The organism is Sphingobacterium thermophilum (assembly GCF_039541675.1).
GTDB classification, from domain to species: Bacteria; Bacteroidota; Bacteroidia; order Sphingobacteriales; family Sphingobacteriaceae; genus Sphingobacterium; species Sphingobacterium thermophilum.
Genome location: NZ_BAABGR010000006.1, coordinates 149,700 through 166,948 on the forward strand (window position 1 = coordinate 149,700; position 17,249 = coordinate 166,948).

The 17,249-nt window shown below is 41.7% G+C and carries 21 protein-coding genes; 14 read left to right on the top strand and 7 right to left on the bottom strand.

Annotated features, from left to right (window positions below; translation table 11 throughout):
• Positions 1 to 114 precede the first annotated feature (114 nt).
• The 8 genes from ABD873_RS02735 to ABD873_RS02770 all read left to right on the top strand — a co-directional run bounded on the left by ABD873_RS02735 (position 115) and on the right by ABD873_RS02770 (position 5,952).
• On the top strand, positions 115 to 1,380 hold the full coding sequence (locus tag ABD873_RS02735) for a dihydroorotase (protein ID WP_345064314.1): 1,266 nt from the start codon (positions 115 to 117) through the stop codon (positions 1,378 to 1,380).
• A gap of 1 nt (position 1,381) precedes the next feature.
• On the top strand, positions 1,382 to 2,056 hold the full coding sequence (locus ABD873_RS02740; RefSeq protein ID WP_345064317.1) for a hypothetical protein: 675 nt from the start codon (positions 1,382 to 1,384) through the stop codon (positions 2,054 to 2,056).
• Positions 2,056 to 2,661 (top strand): DUF4199 domain-containing protein, encoded by a 606-nt coding sequence (locus ABD873_RS02745; protein WP_345064320.1) that lies wholly within the window; start codon positions 2,056 to 2,058, stop codon positions 2,659 to 2,661. The genes ABD873_RS02740 and ABD873_RS02745 overlap by 1 nt, the downstream gene beginning before the upstream one ends.
• A 15-nt stretch (positions 2,662 to 2,676) precedes the next feature.
• The gene (locus ABD873_RS02750) at positions 2,677 to 3,627 is read left to right on the top strand and encodes a glycosyltransferase family 2 protein (protein ID WP_345064323.1); all 951 of its coding nucleotides are present in this window, start codon (positions 2,677 to 2,679) and stop codon (positions 3,625 to 3,627) included.
• Positions 3,628 to 3,631: 4 nt separating this feature from the next.
• The gene (locus ABD873_RS02755) at positions 3,632 to 4,639 is read left to right on the top strand and encodes a glycosyltransferase (protein ID WP_345064326.1); all 1,008 of its coding nucleotides are present in this window, start codon (positions 3,632 to 3,634) and stop codon (positions 4,637 to 4,639) included.
• Positions 4,640 to 4,662: 23 nt separating this feature from the next.
• Positions 4,663 to 4,926 (top strand): hypothetical protein, encoded by a 264-nt coding sequence (locus ABD873_RS02760; RefSeq protein WP_039054507.1) that lies wholly within the window; start codon positions 4,663 to 4,665, stop codon positions 4,924 to 4,926.
• A gap of 7 nt (positions 4,927 to 4,933) precedes the next feature.
• Positions 4,934 to 5,704 (top strand): MBL fold metallo-hydrolase, encoded by a 771-nt coding sequence (locus tag ABD873_RS02765; protein ID WP_345064330.1) that lies wholly within the window; start codon positions 4,934 to 4,936, stop codon positions 5,702 to 5,704.
• Positions 5,705 to 5,799: 95 nt separating this feature from the next.
• On the top strand, positions 5,800 to 5,952 hold the full coding sequence (locus tag ABD873_RS02770; protein WP_156138374.1) for a lmo0937 family membrane protein: 153 nt from the start codon (positions 5,800 to 5,802) through the stop codon (positions 5,950 to 5,952).
• A 19-nt stretch (positions 5,953 to 5,971) separates the two neighbouring features.
• Here the strand turns inward: ABD873_RS02770 and ABD873_RS02775 are convergent, their stop codons facing one another.
• The 3 genes from ABD873_RS02775 to lysS form a co-directional block, all read right to left on the bottom strand.
• Entirely contained in the window at positions 5,972 to 6,658 is a 687-nt protein-coding gene (locus tag ABD873_RS02775; RefSeq protein ID WP_345064333.1) for an IspD/TarI family cytidylyltransferase, read from the bottom strand.
• 67 nt (positions 6,659 to 6,725) lie between these two features.
• Complete coding sequence (gene queA / locus ABD873_RS02780) at positions 6,726 to 7,775, bottom strand: tRNA preQ1(34) S-adenosylmethionine ribosyltransferase-isomerase QueA (RefSeq protein ID WP_345064336.1); 1,050 nt, start codon at positions 7,773 to 7,775, stop codon at positions 6,726 to 6,728.
• A gap of 203 nt (positions 7,776 to 7,978) precedes the next feature.
• Positions 7,979 to 9,685 carry a lysine--tRNA ligase gene (gene lysS / locus ABD873_RS02785; RefSeq protein WP_345064339.1) on the bottom strand — a complete coding sequence of 569 codons (1,707 nt, stop codon included), beginning with the start codon at positions 9,683 to 9,685 and terminating at the stop codon, positions 7,979 to 7,981.
• A gap of 214 nt (positions 9,686 to 9,899) precedes the next feature.
• Here lysS and ABD873_RS02790 point away from each other — a divergent pair, with 214 nt between their 5' ends.
• From ABD873_RS02790 to ABD873_RS02815, 6 genes are all read left to right on the top strand, one after another.
• Positions 9,900 to 10,148 carry a type B 50S ribosomal protein L31 gene (locus ABD873_RS02790; protein WP_345064342.1) on the top strand — a complete coding sequence of 83 codons (249 nt, stop codon included), beginning with the start codon at positions 9,900 to 9,902 and terminating at the stop codon, positions 10,146 to 10,148.
• A 65-nt stretch (positions 10,149 to 10,213) separates the two neighbouring features.
• Positions 10,214 to 11,419 (top strand): putative sugar nucleotidyl transferase, encoded by a 1,206-nt coding sequence (locus ABD873_RS02795; RefSeq protein WP_345064345.1) that lies wholly within the window; start codon positions 10,214 to 10,216, stop codon positions 11,417 to 11,419.
• 21 nt (positions 11,420 to 11,440) lie between these two features.
• The gene (tpiA, locus tag ABD873_RS02800) at positions 11,441 to 12,208 is read left to right on the top strand and encodes a triose-phosphate isomerase (RefSeq protein ID WP_345064348.1); all 768 of its coding nucleotides are present in this window, start codon (positions 11,441 to 11,443) and stop codon (positions 12,206 to 12,208) included.
• A 9-nt stretch (positions 12,209 to 12,217) separates the two neighbouring features.
• Positions 12,218 to 13,057: a 50S ribosomal protein L11 methyltransferase gene (gene prmA / locus ABD873_RS02805; RefSeq protein WP_039054424.1), complete on the top strand. Its 840-nt coding sequence runs from the start codon at positions 12,218 to 12,220 to the stop codon at positions 13,055 to 13,057.
• Positions 13,058 to 13,066: 9 nt separating this feature from the next.
• Positions 13,067 to 14,452, top strand: a complete 1,386-nt coding sequence (locus ABD873_RS02810) for a Mur ligase family protein (RefSeq protein ID WP_345064354.1) — start codon at positions 13,067 to 13,069, stop codon at positions 14,450 to 14,452.
• Between the two features lie 63 nt (positions 14,453 to 14,515).
• On the top strand, positions 14,516 to 14,848 hold the full coding sequence (locus ABD873_RS02815; protein ID WP_345065273.1) for a helix-turn-helix domain-containing protein: 333 nt from the start codon (positions 14,516 to 14,518) through the stop codon (positions 14,846 to 14,848).
• A 95-nt stretch (positions 14,849 to 14,943) separates the two neighbouring features.
• On the opposite strand, the gene ABD873_RS02820 is transcribed toward ABD873_RS02815, so the two are convergent.
• The 4 genes from ABD873_RS02820 to ABD873_RS02835 form a co-directional block, all read right to left on the bottom strand.
• Positions 14,944 to 15,105, bottom strand: a complete 162-nt coding sequence (locus tag ABD873_RS02820; protein WP_197053677.1) for a hypothetical protein — start codon at positions 15,103 to 15,105, stop codon at positions 14,944 to 14,946.
• 133 nt (positions 15,106 to 15,238) lie between these two features.
• The gene (gene scpB / locus ABD873_RS02825; protein ID WP_345064360.1) at positions 15,239 to 15,799 is read right to left on the bottom strand and encodes an SMC-Scp complex subunit ScpB; all 561 of its coding nucleotides are present in this window, start codon (positions 15,797 to 15,799) and stop codon (positions 15,239 to 15,241) included.
• Positions 15,800 to 16,924, bottom strand: coding sequence for a cyclic dehypoxanthinyl futalosine synthase (gene mqnC, locus ABD873_RS02830; RefSeq protein ID WP_345064363.1), 1,125 nt, complete (start codon positions 16,922 to 16,924; stop codon positions 15,800 to 15,802).
• A gap of 64 nt (positions 16,925 to 16,988) precedes the next feature.
• On the bottom strand, positions 16,989 to 17,219 hold the full coding sequence (locus ABD873_RS02835; RefSeq protein ID WP_039054204.1) for a hypothetical protein: 231 nt from the start codon (positions 17,217 to 17,219) through the stop codon (positions 16,989 to 16,991).
• Positions 17,220 to 17,249 lie beyond the last annotated feature (30 nt).

Consider the following 17,249-nt stretch of genomic DNA (forward strand, 5'->3'; position numbering starts at 1 on the left):
TTGATCTATCGGGCATATTTCATGCTGAATGCTTAGGTGGAATTGCAGTCTCACATCAAAATATATCTCATTCGTATAAATCCATAATCCCAAACTTTTCAACAAAAACTACTCATGAGTACATTTTTAATTACTTCTGCTAAATTAGTTTTACCAGGACATATTTTTAATCAACAACAAGTAGATATTCTGATAAAAGACGGAGTAATTGCCGATATAAACAAAAGCATAAAAGTGGAAAATAATGTTAAGGTTATCGATGCATCAGGAGCGTGTGTGGCACCTGGATTTTTCGACCTTAACGTCAATATAGGTGAGCCGGGATACGAGACCAAAGAAGATATTGTTACGGGTACGGCGGCAGCAGCGGCGGGAGGCTTTACCGGCATTGCGGTACACCCTAATACTAATCCTCCTATACACAGCCGTGCGGAAGTGGCTTTGGTGGTAAACGCTGCCAAAGGTAATGCCGTTGATGTATATCCTATAGGAGCTATCTCCAAAAAGAGAGAGGGCAACGAGCTTGCTGAGTTGTACGACATGAAGGTGACAGGAGCCATAGCTTTCTCGGACGGCAATCGCAGTGTGCAGCAGGCCGGCCTTATGGGAAGAGCATTGTTGTATTCCAAAGGATTTGGTGGTCTTATCATTTCTTTTGCGCAGGACGAGTCGGTAGCCGGCGGCAATCAGATGAATGAAGGCGTGATGAGTACATACCTCGGCATGAAAGGTATTCCTAATCTCGCTGAATCATTGATGGTGTCGCGCGACCTCTATTTGGCTGAATATAATGACGCACCTATACATTTCACTACAATCTCTACAGCAGAATCGGTAGAGCTGATCAAAAAGGCTAAAGCCAAAGGCCTTAAGGTGACCTGCGATGTGGCGGCACATAACCTAGTATTTACGGATGAGGATGTGGTAGGCTTCGACTCTAACTATAAGGTGAGTCCTCCGCTACGTGCCAAGAAAGATGTGAAAGCGCTGTTGAAAGGTTTGAAGGATGGGGTCATCGATGCCGTAGTATCTCAACATACTCCGCAGGAGGTGGAATTCAAAAATGTAGAGTTCCATATCGCCAAAAACGGTATCACAGGTCTTCAAACGGCATTCCCGCTGTTGTTGAAGGCAGGTCTTGATGAAGAGCAGATCGTGGAGAAGATGGCCTTGAACCCTCGTAAAATCGTAGGTCTTGAGGTGCCTAAACTAGAAAAAGGAGAAAAAGCTAATTTGGTGGTGTTTGACACTAAAGAGAAGTGGGTGTTTGACGAAACGACGAATAAGTCAAAATCCAAAAATAACCCATTGTTTGGAACAGAATTGGTGGGTAAAGTGAAGTTGATTGTAAATAACAATCAATTGATAGAAAATAATTAACATGATAGACAAAAAAGTTAACAAGGCATTGGAAGCCGGAATTGCGGCTTATGCCAAATATGAAAATATTGACAGCGCGGCTTTTGTATCTGCAGTGAAGGAGGCTTTCCAAAAAGAAGCTCCTTTTATGGAAAAGGTGGAAGCCATGGACAAAGTCTTCGACGACTACCAAGAGTTCGAAGAAATGCGTGAAGTGGTTTTCGACCTGTTGATGATTAACTTCTTCGCCGAAGATGTCAAAAAGCTGGAAGACGACTATCTTGAATCTCCGGAATGGGAACAGATCGAAGAGGATACCATAGATCGTGGAACGGAATTACTCAATATTTTCTTATATTTAAGAGAATGTGCCGATGAATCCATCGAGCCTGAGTTGGGAGATTATCTGAAAGAGTTTCTTTTGGTGGAAGAAGATGAATTTCAAGACGAGTACCGTATCTATGAAAAAGTTATTGCAAACCAAATTTTGGTAGAGTCGGATTATTCTGAAATCGCGCGTGTGTCGAAGTCGGTGATGCCTATGGAGGAACTGTATGAGCTGTTCTATCCGTTGATGGCTTTCTTCTTCGAGCCGAATCCTTCAGCACAGCAGGTGGAAGAGTTCGCCTCACATGCTGCCAACAGGTCGTACGAAACGGCTATTTACGAAGTAATCGTTAATTTCAATAAACAATAATGACAGAATCAAAATTTACAGAAGCAGGATTTAACGCACGGTTCAACAAGACGGAAAGCACCAAATATGGAATTGTTTTGGGCGTAATCTCTTTAGTGTTGGGCATATTGGTTCTGTATATCAGTAAGGCTGTACAATCGTTTTGGGTGTTGACCGCCTTATCGTTTGGGATAAACACCATTTTGTATATGGTTATCGCCCTCTTTTTTACGTATTCTTTACGCAAAAGAAATGGGGGGATATGGAATTTTTCCATAGCGTTGAAGTCTACATTCCTCATGCTGTTGATCTCTACGGTCATAGCGACTTTGAGCACCATGCTGTATGTGCATGTGATCAATCCGGGGATTCAGGAGGACGTGTTGCGCAATACGATAAATCTGACGATAGAGCAGATGGAGAATAGTGGCGTAGAAAATGAGGTTATAGACTCTAGGGTGGCCGCTCTGGAAGAACAAATGAATGCCATTGGCCATATCAGCTTCAAGGATGTGTTCCGTGGCTTGATGATATCTATCCTTATGCAATTTATCTTTTCCTTGATATTGGCGGCAATAACGAGAAACGAGAAATTGTTGCAAACCAATAAGATGACAAACAATTAATAGTACTAACAATATATGGATATATCGGTTGTCATACCTCTATATAATGAAGCGGAATCACTGCCGGAATTGACGGATTGGATTCGCAGGGTCATGCATGCCAATAATTTCAATTATGAGATTATTCTTGTGGATGACGGAAGTACCGATAGTTCTTGGAATATCATTACGGAGTTAAAGAAAAGTCACGACCAGATTTCAGGAATTAAGTTTCGCCGCAACTATGGTAAGTCTGCTGCCTTGAATGTAGGTTTTGCAGCTGCACAGGGCGAGGTGGTCATTACCATGGATGCCGACCTGCAAGATAGCCCGGATGAGATTCCTGAGCTCTACGATCGCGTAAAAAATCAGGGAGCAGATCTGGTGTCCGGATGGAAGCAGAAGCGTTATGATCCGCCTTCGAAGACCATACCTACCAAGCTTTTCAACGCCGTAACACGTAAAGTGTCAGGTATTCATAATCTGCACGACTTCAACTGCGGGTTGAAAGCTTATAAGAAGGATGTGGTGAAAACCATAGAAGTATATGGAGAGATGCATCGCTACATTCCTGTGATTGCCAAGTGGGCAGGCTTCTCTAATATTCAGGAGCAGGTCGTGCAGCACTATCCACGCAAGTACGGCAAGACCAAGTTCGGTCCCGGAAGGTTCATCAAGGGCTTTCTGGATTTGATGTCTATTGTCTTTGTCGGCAAGTTTGGCAAAAGACCAATGCACTTTTTCGGTCCGGTAGGGGTGTTGAGCTTTATTATAGGATTTTTCATCACCATATATCTTATCGCCGACAAGCTTATCAGCATAGCCAACGGTACAGTGTACCGAAATGTGACAGATCAGCCTTTGTTCTATCTGTCTTTGCTGGCTATCATGATCGGTACCCAGCTGTTTCTTACCGGTTTTATCGCTGAATTGGTGTCCCGCAATAGTTCGGAGCGAAACAAGTATCATATCGAAAGAGTAATTTAGTTGCATGTTTTTTTCAATTATCATCCCTTTATATAATAGATCGGACGAAATCAAGGAGCTGCTGCACTCTTTGTTGAGTCAGACGTACCAGGATTTTGAGGTCATTATCGTGGAGGATGGTTCTACACGACCTGCCAAGCATATCATAGAACGCTATGCCGACAGATTGGATGTCAAATACTTTTTCAAAGAAAATGAGGGGCAGGGCATGGCCCGCAACTATGGTTTTGAACGTGCCAAGGGCGACTTCTTCATTGTCTTTGATTCCGATATACTTGTACCTGCGGACTATCTGCAGAAGGTTAAGGATGCCATAGCACGTAACGGCTGGGACGCCTTTGGAGGGCCAGATGCAGCGCACGAATCTTTCACTCCAATACAGAAAGCTATAAGCTATTCGATGACCAGTCCTTTTACTACTGGTGGTATAAGAGGAAACAAGAAGCATGTAGGTCAGTTTCATCCGCGCAGCTTCAACATGGGGATTTCACGTGAAGTGTATGAGAAGACCGGGGGATATAAGCTTTCACGTCGTTCGGAGGATATCGAATTCAGTATCCGCATGATACAGTCTGGTTTTAAGGTAGGGCTTATTCCGGAAGCATTCGTATATCATAAGCGCAGAACAAGTTTTTCTCAGTTCTATAAGCAGACTAATGCTTTTGGCAAAGGACGTATAGATATTTCTATACTTTATCCCTCAGAATTGAAGCTCGTCCATATGCTGCCTGCGGCATTTACCGTAGGACTAATCACCTTAATTGTGCTTAATATCATCAATTTTATGATATTTACAGATGTGGTGTGGCTGCAATTTCTGGTCAGGGTAGGGAATTTGTTTATCATAAGCTATACATTGCTGTTGCTGGTACACGCCATACTTACGACAAAAAGCCTGAAGGTAGGGGTATATGGTGTTGTGGCAGCCTACACGCAGCTTATAGCCTATGGGACAGGGTTTCTGACCAACTATGTAGACCGTATCTGGCTAAAGAAAGATACTTCTAAGTAGTTTTGAACATAAATTAGAAGACAGTGGTTTCAATTACACAGTACAACTTAGATAAAATTGAGCAGCTTCTATTGGACCTTGGCTATAAGGTTCGTTACGAAAAAGGTAACTTTAAGACAGGAGCATGTGTAATACAAAATACTAAGGTTATCGTGGTCAATAAGTTTTCGAACCTCGAAATCAAAATCAACTCGCTGATCCAGCTGTTGAGGGAATTTGAAGTTACCAAAGATATGCTTGACGAGAAGCAGTGGACTTTTTATAAGACTTTAACGAAAAAAGACTAGGAGAGCATTGAAAATTCGATTTTTAGGAACGGGAACATCACAGGGGGTACCTGTGATAGCTTGTAACTGTGAGGTGTGTGTGTCTACCGATGCGCATGATAAGCGTCTGCGTTCGTCGGTGTTAATAGAGTTGGATAATGGTAAGAACATCGTCATCGATACTGGTCCTGACTTCCGCTATCAGATGCTTCGTGAGAGGGTGACACACCTAGATGCCGTGCTGATGACGCACTCGCACAAAGACCATATCGCGGGTCTCGATGATGTGCGGGCTTTCAACTTCCGTCAACAGCGTGCTATTAACATTTACGCTAATGCTGCCACGTTAGAGGCGCTGGAAAGAGAATTCTATTATGCTTTCTCTGCTGTGAAATATCCAGGAGCACCACAGCTGGAACTCAAGGAAATCCGTCCCTTGCAGCCCTTCGAGCTGTTTGACGTGGAAATACAGCCTTTTGAAGTTATGCATTACAAGATGCCCGTCATAGGATACCGCATAGGCAAGTTTGCTTATGTTACGGATGCGAAGACTGTCTCCGACGCCACCAAAGATATGCTGAAAGGAGTGGAAGTACTGGTGGTGAATGCCCTGCAGGAGCAGCCTCATATTTCGCATTTTACACTGGAAGAAGCATTGGCCTTCATACAGGAGATAAATCCTAAGAAAGCCTATCTTACGCATATAAGTCACCGCTTCGGCACCCATGAGTATATCTGTAATATTCTTCCGGAGAATGTGTTTGCCGCTTATGACCAACTGTGCTTGGAAGTAGATTAATGTGGGATAGCTAAACCTTTTGCTTTCAAGATTGTTATTCCTATAGTCACGGAGTTTTTAACAACTCTAATTATAAACTTAATAACAAAAAGACTATGGGAAATCTGCTTTATTTAATCGCCGTTATTCTAGTAATAATTTGGGCAATCAGCTTTTTAGGTGGCTATGCTACAGGAGGTATCATCCATATATTATTGGTGATAGCTGTAATAGTTGTGCTATTACGAATAATACGTGGTAATGCCTAACGGTGACGGCATTTACCACTTACTTCATATAAATTTTGGCTATTTCAAAATCTTCTGCATAGGTAATCTTAATATTTTTAGGGCTGCTTTCAAGAAGATGTATGGGATAGCCAATTTTTTCTATTACGGAAGCATCGTCCGTAAAGAGAGGTTCTTCGGGCTGACGGTAAGCTTGCAGTAGAAGGTGTGCCGGAAAGGTCTGAGGGGTCTGTATCTGCCATACCGTATCTCTATCCACAGCTTTGTTATCTGCTACGCCGCCCAAACGTATAGAGTTGGTGCTCCGTGTGGCCAACACGTTGCACTGTCCTTTTTCTGCTAGTTCAAAGGATTTTTCGATGAGCTCCTTGTCCACTAGAGGTCGTGCAGCATCGTGTACGGCAATACTGTTTCCTTCTTCGTAAAATACCTCGGGAAACCGTTGTTCAATGAAGTTGATAGCATTACGTATACTCTGAAAGCGGGTTTTGCCGCCTATGACCATCTCGTGTGGCACGGCAAAGTCATATTTCAGGCATAGCTCTGTCCAATATTGCACCATATCGCTATGAAGAGCCACCACGATAAGGTCGCTGCACTCTACAAAAGCAGCTATAGTATGCATAAGTACGGGTTTATCATTGAGCAGCATATACTGCTTAGGTAGGTCAGCATTGATGCGTGATCCCGTTCCTCCGGCGGCGATGATGACAATACGTTTGTTCATGGTATAAAATAAAAAAGCGTGACTGTTGTCCAATCACGCTCAAAAATATTGAAATAATATCAGAATTTTAAATAATCAACATGGCATCGCCGTAGCTGTAGAATCTGTATTTCTCTTTCACCGCTACTTCATAGGCGTTCATCACATTTTCGTAACCCGCGAATGCAGCGATCATCACCAATAGGGTAGATTCCGGCATGTGGAAGTTGGTGATCATAGAGTTGGCGATGCTGAAGTCGTAAGGAGGATATATAAACTTACTTGTCCAGTCTGCAGCAGGTTTAAGTCTCTTGTCTGCTGATACGGAAGATTCTATGGCACGCATAGAAGTAGTTCCTACGGCGCATACACGACGTTTGTTGTCTAAGGCGCGGTTTACGATTTTTGCTGCCTCTTCTGTGATGATGAACTGCTCAGAGTCCATCTTATGTTTTGTCAAGTCTTCCACCTCTACTGTACGGAAGGTGCCCAGCCCCACGTGAAGGGTGATCTCCGCAAAGTCAACACCTTTCAACTCTAGGCGTTTCATCAGTTCACGTGAAAAGTGAAGACCTGCCGTAGGTGCTGCTACCGCCCCCTCTTCTTTAGCGTAGATAGTTTGATAACGGTACTTGTCTTCCGGAGTTGCTTTGCGTTTGATATATTTAGGTAGAGGTGTCTCTCCTAAAATTTCAATGTTGCGGCGAAACTCCTCATCAGTACCATCGAATAAGAAACGGATAGTGCGGCCACGAGAAGTCGTGTTGTCCACAACTTCGGCAACCAATAAATCATCTTCACCAAAGTATAGCTTGTTTCCAACACGGATTTTACGAGCCGGATCTACTAATACATCCCACAAACGTAATTCTTTGTTTAACTCACGCAATAAGAAAACTTCTATGGTAGCGCCTGTTTTTTCTTTATTTCCGTACAAACGTGCCGGAAATACTTTGGTGTTGTTCAAAATCATTACATCTTTGTCATCGAAATAATCGATAACATCCTTGAAGATTTTGTGCTCGATTTTACCGGTATCTTTGTGAAGTACCATCAAACGAGATTCATCACGTTGTTCAGAAGGTTCAGTCGCTAATAGAGATTCAGGTAAGTGGAATTTGAATTGTGATAATTTCATCTGTATCTATTTAATGTTTTAAAATCCGACCTACAGAGCCGGATAAAAGCACACAAAGGTAAGAAATTTTATTGCAAAAATGTGATAAAAATGATTATATGATAATATTCTGAAGAAATAGTAATAATCTCTTTACCTACTTGTTTAACAGTTGGAAGGAAAGAAAGTTTGGATAAACAAAAGGGCTCTTAAGAGCCCTTTCTTTATTTTTTTGTGATAAATTTATTATCTCCTTCGATGATGATGTCTATCATATCTTTCTGGCGTAGGCTTTTGGTAGCTGTATCCCATTTTTTACCACTTAGCCCGGACTTCTCTTTAGCTTCTGCAAGAGTCTGTCTTTGGTCGCTGAGAATGTTTAGTACCGTTTTTTCTTCTTCCGTAAGCTGTACGGCAGGTTCTTTTTTCTCCGGTCTCATCTGAGGGAAGAACAGTACCTCTTGGATGGACGCATTGTTGGTCAAGAACATTGTCAAGCGATCCATGCCGATTCCCAGACCTGCAGTAGGAGGCATACCGTATTCCAATGCCCGCAAGAAATCGTGGTCGATGAACATGGCTTCGTCGTCGCCTTTCTCCGAAAGACGTAACTGCTCTTCGAAGCGCTCGCGTTGGTCTATTGGGTCGTTAAGCTCCGAATAGGCATTGGCAATCTCTTTACCGCATACCATAAGCTCAAAACGCTCGGTAAGTTCCGGGTTGTTTCTATGTTTTTTGGTAAGAGGAGACATCTCTATAGGGTAGTCGGTGATGAAGGTAGGCTGGATAAAGTTGCCTTCACATTTTTCGCCGAAGATGGCGTCGATAAGTTTACCTTTACCCATAGTGTCGTCCACTTCGATGCCCATACTTTTTGCGGCTTCACGGATTTCATCTTCCGACTTGCCAGTGATGTCGAAGCCTGTATATTTTTTGATGGCTTCGGTCATCGTGATGCGCGGATAAGGCGCCTTAAAGTCAATTTCATGTTCACCGAAGGTAGCTTTTGTCGTGCCATTTACGGCGATGGCGCAGTGCTCCAACAGACGTTCGGTGAAATCCATCATCCAGTTGTAGTCTTTGTAAGCTACGTAAATCTCCATGCCGGTGAACTCCGGGTTGTGCGTACGGTCCATACCTTCGTTGCGGAAGTTTTTCGCAAACTCATACACACCGTCAAAGCCTCCAACGATAAGGCGTTTCAGATACAGCTCGTTTGCAATACGTAAGTATAGCGGAATGTCCAACGCATTGTGATGCGTAATGAAAGGACGGGCTGCAGCACCACCCGGTATGGATTGCAAGATAGGTGTTTCTACTTCCATATAGCCTGCGTCATTGAAGAATTGACGCATGGCGTTGTAGAGCTTCGTGCGCTTGATGAAGATTTCTCTGTTCTGTGGGTTTACAATCAAATCCACATAACGCATTCTGTAGCGCTGCTCAGGGTCGGTGAAGGCGTCGAACGTTTTGCCGTCGACCTCTTTCACTACCGGAAGTGGACGCAACGACTTGGTAAGAAGAGTTAACTTCTGCGTATGTATAGAAATCTCACCCGTATTAGTGGTGAACACATAACCTTCGATACCTACTATGTCGCCGATATCCAACAATTTTTTGAATACCGTATTATAAAAGGTCTTGTCTTCGCCCGGACATAGGTCGTCACGCTTTACGTAGGCTTGTATACGTCCTGTAGAATCCTGAATCTCTATAAAAGAAGCGTTACCCATGATTCTACGGCTCATGATACGTCCGGCGATACGGATATTTTTATAGTTTATTTTATCTCTTTCGTAGTTTTCCAGTATATCTGCCGCAGTAACGTTTACCTCGTATTCATCGGCAGGGAAAGGGTTGATCCCCAAGTCAATGATACTTTGTAAATTTTTTCTACGTTGAATTTCCTGTTCGGATAGTGAAATACTCATTGTCGATATATTTTAAATAATGTGCAAAAGTAAGAAATTATGTTTTTTGGTGGATGGAATATATAAAAAATATATACTTTTGTGTTCTGAATATTTCGTGGTAAAAGTGTTGATAATTTTTTGTAGGTGTAGATAAATATTATTTTGGGATTTAAAATAAAATAAATTATCTTTGCACCTCAAATATTAGCATATATTGTAATCATAAGATAAAATGAAAAAAGACTTACATCCATCAAACTACAGATTAGTTGTATTCAAAGATATGTCGAATGACTATGCTTTCTTGACTAGATCATGTGTAGAAACTAAAGAGACTATTACTTGGGAAGATGGTAATGAATATCCATTAGTAAAATTAGAGATTTCTCATACTTCACACCCATTCTATACTGGTAAGATGAAATTAGTTGATACTGCAGGTCGTATCGACAAATTCCGTAGCCGTTACAACAAGAAGTAATTATAATTTAACGATTATATATGGAAATCCCGATAGCTTTATCGGGATTTTTGTATTTTAGGACAATGAGTTTCTCCATTGTATTGTATGACAGGTCTTCTGAAAGGAATAAACTGTTGCCTTTGGTGGCAACACGGCCTGTTGGAAACCTTAGAGTAGGAGCTTACACACTCAACGATAAGTGGGCCAAGCTCTTCCATACGGACGTTTCTTACCTTACCGAGGACCATCTGGCAGGTAAGTATCCGTATACACCTACCCAAGATCTTGTTCTACTTGTCAATGCCCATATCTTACCGGAAGTTTCTCTGTTGGAAAAGCTTAAAACGTTGCAGGTAGGACAACGCCTTATAGGTGCTGAAGGGCAATGGATTGCTTTGTTGACTACCAACCAGGCTGCCGAAGACCTTGAGCAATGTATTACTGACCTCAACTACGATATCGTCCTTTACGAGCAAAAAACTATTGTCCTGCAGGAATTAGAAGATATATTTGTTACCAATGGCGCACAAATTTCCTTTGACGCTTCCCTGTTTTATATGGATAGGTTGAATAAGTTGCAAAGCCATGATTATGTAGTGGAAGGGGAAAAGCTTTATATCTCTTCATCTGCCGCTATAGCCAAAGGAACTTATCTGAATGCTCTCCAAGGTCCGATAATCATAGAAGATAATGCGGTGATTGAGCCGGGGTGTGTGATCCATGGTCCTTGTGTGATTGGTAATAATGTGCGTGTCAAGTCAGGAACAATACTCTATCCAAATGTGACTGTGGGAGATCATTCTACGGTTTGTGGCGAGCTCAACAATACCGTCATCTGGGGCAACAGCGCCAAAGGGCATTATGGCTATCTGGGCTGTGCCGTGTTGGGTGAAGGTTGTAACTTGGGAGCAGGCACAACAAATTCCAATCTGCAGAACAATTGGGGCGAGATAAAGATTTATTCGTATGCAGCCCATGACTTTAGGAATACGGGACTGAAGAAGTGCGGAGTCTTTATTGGTGATCACAGCATGTTGGCTATCCAGTCTAAGATCACTACCGGCACAGTCTTGGGCGTGGGAGTGCAGGTTGCAATATCGAATTTTATTCCCAAATTTGTACCAGACTTTACTTGGATGTCTGAACATAGGACGACAAGTTATATCTTGGAAAAGTTTATGGACATGCTCGAACGGAAAAGCTCGATGAAAGGAGAGATGTTGACGAAGGAAGATAAGGCTATCCTTAGTGCTGTCTACGAAAAGACTGAATATTTAAGAAATTATTAATCAATCTAAATACAAAAGAAGATGCGTAAAAAAATCGTAGCAGGAAACTGGAAAATGAACAAAACTTACGAAGAAGGGTTAAGCCTTTTTTCGGAGGTGGTGAATATGGTTAAAGATGAAGTTCGTGGTAACCAAGAAGTAATTGTTTGTACACCGTTCATTCATCTCTCCTCAGTGGCAAAGTTGTCGCAAGATGCTTCCAACGTGAAAATCGGCTCTCAAAATATTCACCAGGCGGAGTCCGGCGCTTATACGGGAGAGATCTCGGCATCACAGGTGAAGTCGGTAGGTGCAGAATATACTATCCTTGGCCACTCGGAGCGTAGAGCTTATTTCGGTGAGACAGATGAGCTGTTGGCAGAAAAAGTTAATGCAGCATTAAAATATGATTTAAAACCTATTTTCTGTATCGGCGAGACCAAAGAAGAGCGTGAGTCCGGAAAATTCTTCGACATTATCAAAAACCAATTGGACAGAGGAGTGTTCCACTTAAGTAAGGAAGCCTTCGCAAATATAGTGTTGGCGTATGAACCGGTGTGGGCTATAGGAACAGGTCTCACGGCAAGTCCTGAGCAAGCGCAAGAAGTGCACGCTTTCATCCGTCAGGCTATCGCAGACAAATATGACGCAGAGACGGCTGAGAGTACTACAATACTATATGGGGGTAGCTGTAACCCTTCCAACGCCGCTACTTTGTTTGCTCAACAAGATATTGACGGAGGTTTAATCGGAGGAGCTTCTTTGAAATCCAGAGATTTCTTGGAAATTGTTAAAGTTTTTAATGCATAATAATATATCATGAAATATACTGCGGTTCACTTTGTGAGTTCGGATATTCAAGATTGGCAGAAGGATTTGTTGATCGCTGAGCTGGGAGAGATAGGTTTTGATTCTTTTGAGGATTCGGAAAAAGGATTTTCAGCCTATGTTCCCAGTGCTAACTTTGACGTTCAGGCATTGGAAACCCTGCTCTTAAGAGAGGTAGATGGCTATCATCTGGATTATGAAATCCAGGATGTCGAAGAGCAAAACTGGAACGCTCTATGGGAAAGCAACTTCAATCCTATAGTAGTGGACGACTGTTGCTATGTCCGAGCTACCTTCCACGAAGCAAAACCGGAGTATACTTATGAAATAGTCATTGATCCTAAGATGTCGTTTGGTACAGGACATCACCAGACGACATCTATGATGCTTTCTTATATTTTGGAAAATGATTTTGAAGGCAAGAAAGTGTTGGATATGGGCTGTGGTACGGGGATTTTGGCTATTTTGGCTTCTCAAAAAGGAGCTTCATCCGTCCTTGCGGTAGACTACGATTCTGTATGCATAGACAGTGTCAAAGAAAACTGTGAGTTAAACAATATTTCGAATATAGAATCCCGTTTGGGGTCCAAAGAAGCTATTGCCGGTATGGCGTTTGATACTATCCTGGCGAATATCAACAGAAATATTTTGTTGGACCAGATGGCAACCTATGCTGCTGACCTCAAGAAAGGCGGAGAGCTCTATATTTCCGGCTTTTATGTCGAAGAGGACTTGCCAATCTTGAAGCAATGTTGTGAAGAGCATGCCTTAGCCTATGAAAGCCATAAAGTGCTGGACAACTGGTGTGCGGCGAAGTTTATTAAACAATAATCTCTTGCTATGCGTGTACATTTTATAGCAATAGGTGGTAGTGTGATGCACAATTTGGCTATAAGTTTGGCTAAGTTGGGACATCAGGTGACCGGGTCGGACGACCAGATCGTCGAGCCATCGAAATCCAAGCTTATCGAAGCAGGTCTTTATCCTGAAGAGATAGGGTGGAATGCCGATAAAATTACAGAAGATATAGACGCTATCATCCTTGGAAAACATGCCGCAGCAGACAATCCCGAGTTGCTGAAAGCACAGGAACTCAATATCAAGATTTATTCTTTTCCGGAATTTATCTACGAGCAATCCAAAGAAAAGATTCGTGTGGTCATCGCCGGGACTTTTGGGAAGACTACCATTACCAGTATGATCATGCATGTGCTGAAAAAAATGGAAAAGGATTTCGATTACGTCATTGGCGCTAAAATCGAAGGTTTTGAGTCCCTGATTCGCCTGACTTCCACAGCACGCATCATCCTTATCGAAGGCGATGAATATTATGCTTCTTCCATCGACGCCCATTCCAAATTCCATTATTATCACCCTAACATAGCTTTATTAAGTAATATTTCCTGGGATTCTTTTAACATGGAAATCTCAGAGGAAGATTATTATAGGCAGTTTAGAGATTTTATATATACTATAGTGCCGAAAGGAACGTTGGTATATAATAAAGAAGATGCCAATGTGGTGAAGGTGGTGAATGAAACCAAAGAGCTTAAGATAAACCGTCATGGCTATAAGCTTCCCGCCTATACGATAAATAAAGGCGTGACATATCTTCATAATGATGGCCAAGACATTCCTCTTCTTGTCATAGGACGACAGAACCTGTCGAATATAGCAGGAGCATATACGGTATGTGAGTGGCTGGGAATCCGCCGCACTGACTTTTATGAAGCAATAAAAGATTTCAAAAGCTCTATTCGTTATTTAGAGTTTGTTAAGAGTGAGGGAGGGTCGGTAGTGTATCAGGATTTTGCTCATACCCCCGCCAAGCTTCGCTCAAGTATTCATGCTGTGAAGGAGCAGTTTCCTTTGCAAAAGTTGTTGACTGTTATCGAGTTAAATCCTTACGATGTATTTGAAGGAGACAAGCTTTCCTTATATTGTCGCTCGATGAATGAGGCAGATTATGCTGTAGTTTTTGTAAATAAAAATAGCATCAAAGAAAAAAATATTATCCTTAACGAAATTGTTGCAAAGATTAAGGATACTTTTCAGCATCCAAAACTAGACATATTCTTAGATATTACAGAGCTTAAAGATTTTTTAGAGAGTTTTGATTCTCAAGGGGTTAACTCCCTTTTTATGACCTCCAATAATTATGCTGGTGCAAATGTTTTAACGTTTGCGGACAAATTTTTGTCTCGAAGGGACAAAAAGTCTGAATAAATGACTTTATTATTTAATAATTTTTTTTTAACTTGCGCGCTAAATAATAAAAACATTTACCAAATGAATACTTTAGGGAAAAAAATTAGATTATTAAGACACCAGAAAGGGTGGAGTCAAGAAGATGTCGCAAAGCGATTGGACATTTCCATTCCAGCATTTTCAAAAATCGAGACAGGAATTACAGATGTAAATTTGTCGAGATTAAATCAAATTGCAAAGTTGTTTAACTTATCGTTAGTGGAATTACTATCCACTTCCGATGCAAATGAAGAAAAAGAGAAATTTGCAGAAATCAACGAGTTACAACAAAGATTGCAAGCAAGAGAAGCTGAAGTTATTGAGTTGCAAAAAAAGGTTATTGATTTGTACGAACAGCTTCACAAAAAATCATAAAAGAATTTGAATAAAATTTTTTAAGGGCAATTTCAGAAGAAATTGCCCTTATTTTTTCTTTAAGGTAGACTTATTTATGTTAGACTAAAGACTCTTTAAAAATCGTCATCTTCATCAAAGTCGTCAAAGCTGCCAATTGAGTCGATGTCGATATCAAAGCCGTCATCATCGAAGTCATCATCATCATCATCGTCTGGACCGTTAAAATTGATTAAATGCTCATCCAATTCTAACTTTTCGATAGTTTCGTTCATCATAGCAATATTACTTTCAATTGATTATTATACTGTAAAATTATATAACAAATATTAAACTTAAAATTTTTTTTAAAAAATATAGTGCTGATTTACAGTGTTTTATTTTTTTAAATTTATATCAAAAAGTCAAAAATTATTCTATGATTTCTCCTATGCTATTTTCCTCGCTGACGATATCTTTAAGCTGCGGTAAATCTTTGACCGAGTTGATGCCGAAGTGGTTCATAAATGTGTCGCTGGTGGCATAGAGCAGTGGTTTTCCTATAGTGTCTGCTTTTCCAACGATTTTTATTAGATCTTTTTCCAGCAGACGTTGTATAGAATAATCGCAGTTTACCCCACGTATTTGTTCCACTTCCAGCTTTGTTATCGGTTGGCGGTAAGCGATGATTGCCAAGGTTTCTAAGCCGGCCTGACTAAGTTTTTTCTTATCCCTATTGGCTTGCAGCTGATTGAGAACGTCATGAAAGGTCTCTTTGGTAAGAAACTGATATTTGTTGTTAATCATCTTCAAGCTGAAAACATAATCTTCCTGCTCGTATTTTGCCTGTATCTTATCTATAAAGGACATAACTTCCTCCTTATTGATGGTGATGAGTAAGGCATCCTGAAGAATATGTTTTATTTCGTTTGCCGAAACACCGTCTTCAGCAGCAAAAATTATTGCTTCTATGTTGAGTAAGATATCTTTCACTTAGTAGTCAATTACTTGTTCGACCATGGATTCAGGCAGTTCTCTAAACTCGTAAGTCTGTGTGCGCAGCTGTGGCTCAAAACCGGCCTCACGGATGGCTTCCTGAATGGAGAGCGAGGTGAAGCGGTGAGGTGCTCCTGCGGCGGAGACAACATTTTCTTCTATCATGATGGAGCCGAAATCATTTGCACCGCTGTGTAAACATAGTTGCGCGACGGATTTACCTACGGTCAGCCAAGAGGCCTGTATATTTTTGATATTTGGCAGCATGATGCGGCTTAACGCTATCATACGTATATATTCGTCGCCGGTAACATTGTTAGATATGCCACGCAGGCGTTTCAACAAGGTGCCGTCGTCTTGGAAAGGCCAAGGGATGAATGCGATAAAGCCATAATGTCCTTCCGGCTTTTCACTTTGGACTTCCCGGATCCACACTAGATGTTCGAAGCGTTCTTCAATAGTTTCTATATGTCCGAACATCATTGTCGCCGAGGTAGGAAGGTTAATCTGATGTGCAGCGCGCATGATGTCTAGCCATTCCTGACCTCCACACTTACCTTTGGAAATGAGGCGGCGCACACGGTCATTAAGAATTTCTGCGCCGGCACCCGGTAGCGAGTCCATTCCTGCCTCTTTGAGGGCTGTCAGTACGTCTATATGTGACATGCCTTCCAGCTTGGCGATATGTGCCACTTCCGGAGGGCCTAAGGCGTGTAGCTTAAGGGTGGGATACAGCTCTTTAAGCTGCTTGAACAGGGTAGTGTAGAAGTTTAGTCCCAAATCCGGGTGATGCCCCCCTTGTAGCAAGAGCTGATCTCCTCCGTATTTAAATGTTTCCTCGATCTTCCTTTTGTACGTTTCTATGTCGGTGATGTAACTCTCTTGGTGTCCCGGACGGCGGAAAAAGTTGCAGAATTTGCAGTTGGCAATACACACATTGGTGGTATTGACATTTCTGTCGATCTGCCAAGTTACTTTGCCGTGCGGTACCTGAATTTTACGCAGATCATTAGCTACATATGCTAAATCCGCTGTGGGAGCATTGTGATATAGGAAAACCCCTTCTTCCTTGGTGAGGAATTCGAAGTTTAATGCTCTTTCCAATAAATTTTCTACATTCATTACTAACAAAGATACGCAGGATTTTTATGAAGTGAAAGCAATTGTCTTGTTATATCTTCCACTCTTATGGTCTTGTGATGGCGTAATAAATAACGTATAACCATCCTAAAATACCGTGTATTATGGCCCATAATATGGACTTGTTACGGTCCCAAGAGGCCACAACGGCTATGGCGGAACCTAATCCTATTCCATTGTTTCTCACGGTCTGGGTAAAGTCGTTGGCAGCGCTAGACTGAGCAAAGCAGGTTGCTACAAGCAACAGAGCAAATAGGGTAAAGATTGTTCTTTTCATATATAGTGTACAATAGTTATATAAAAATAA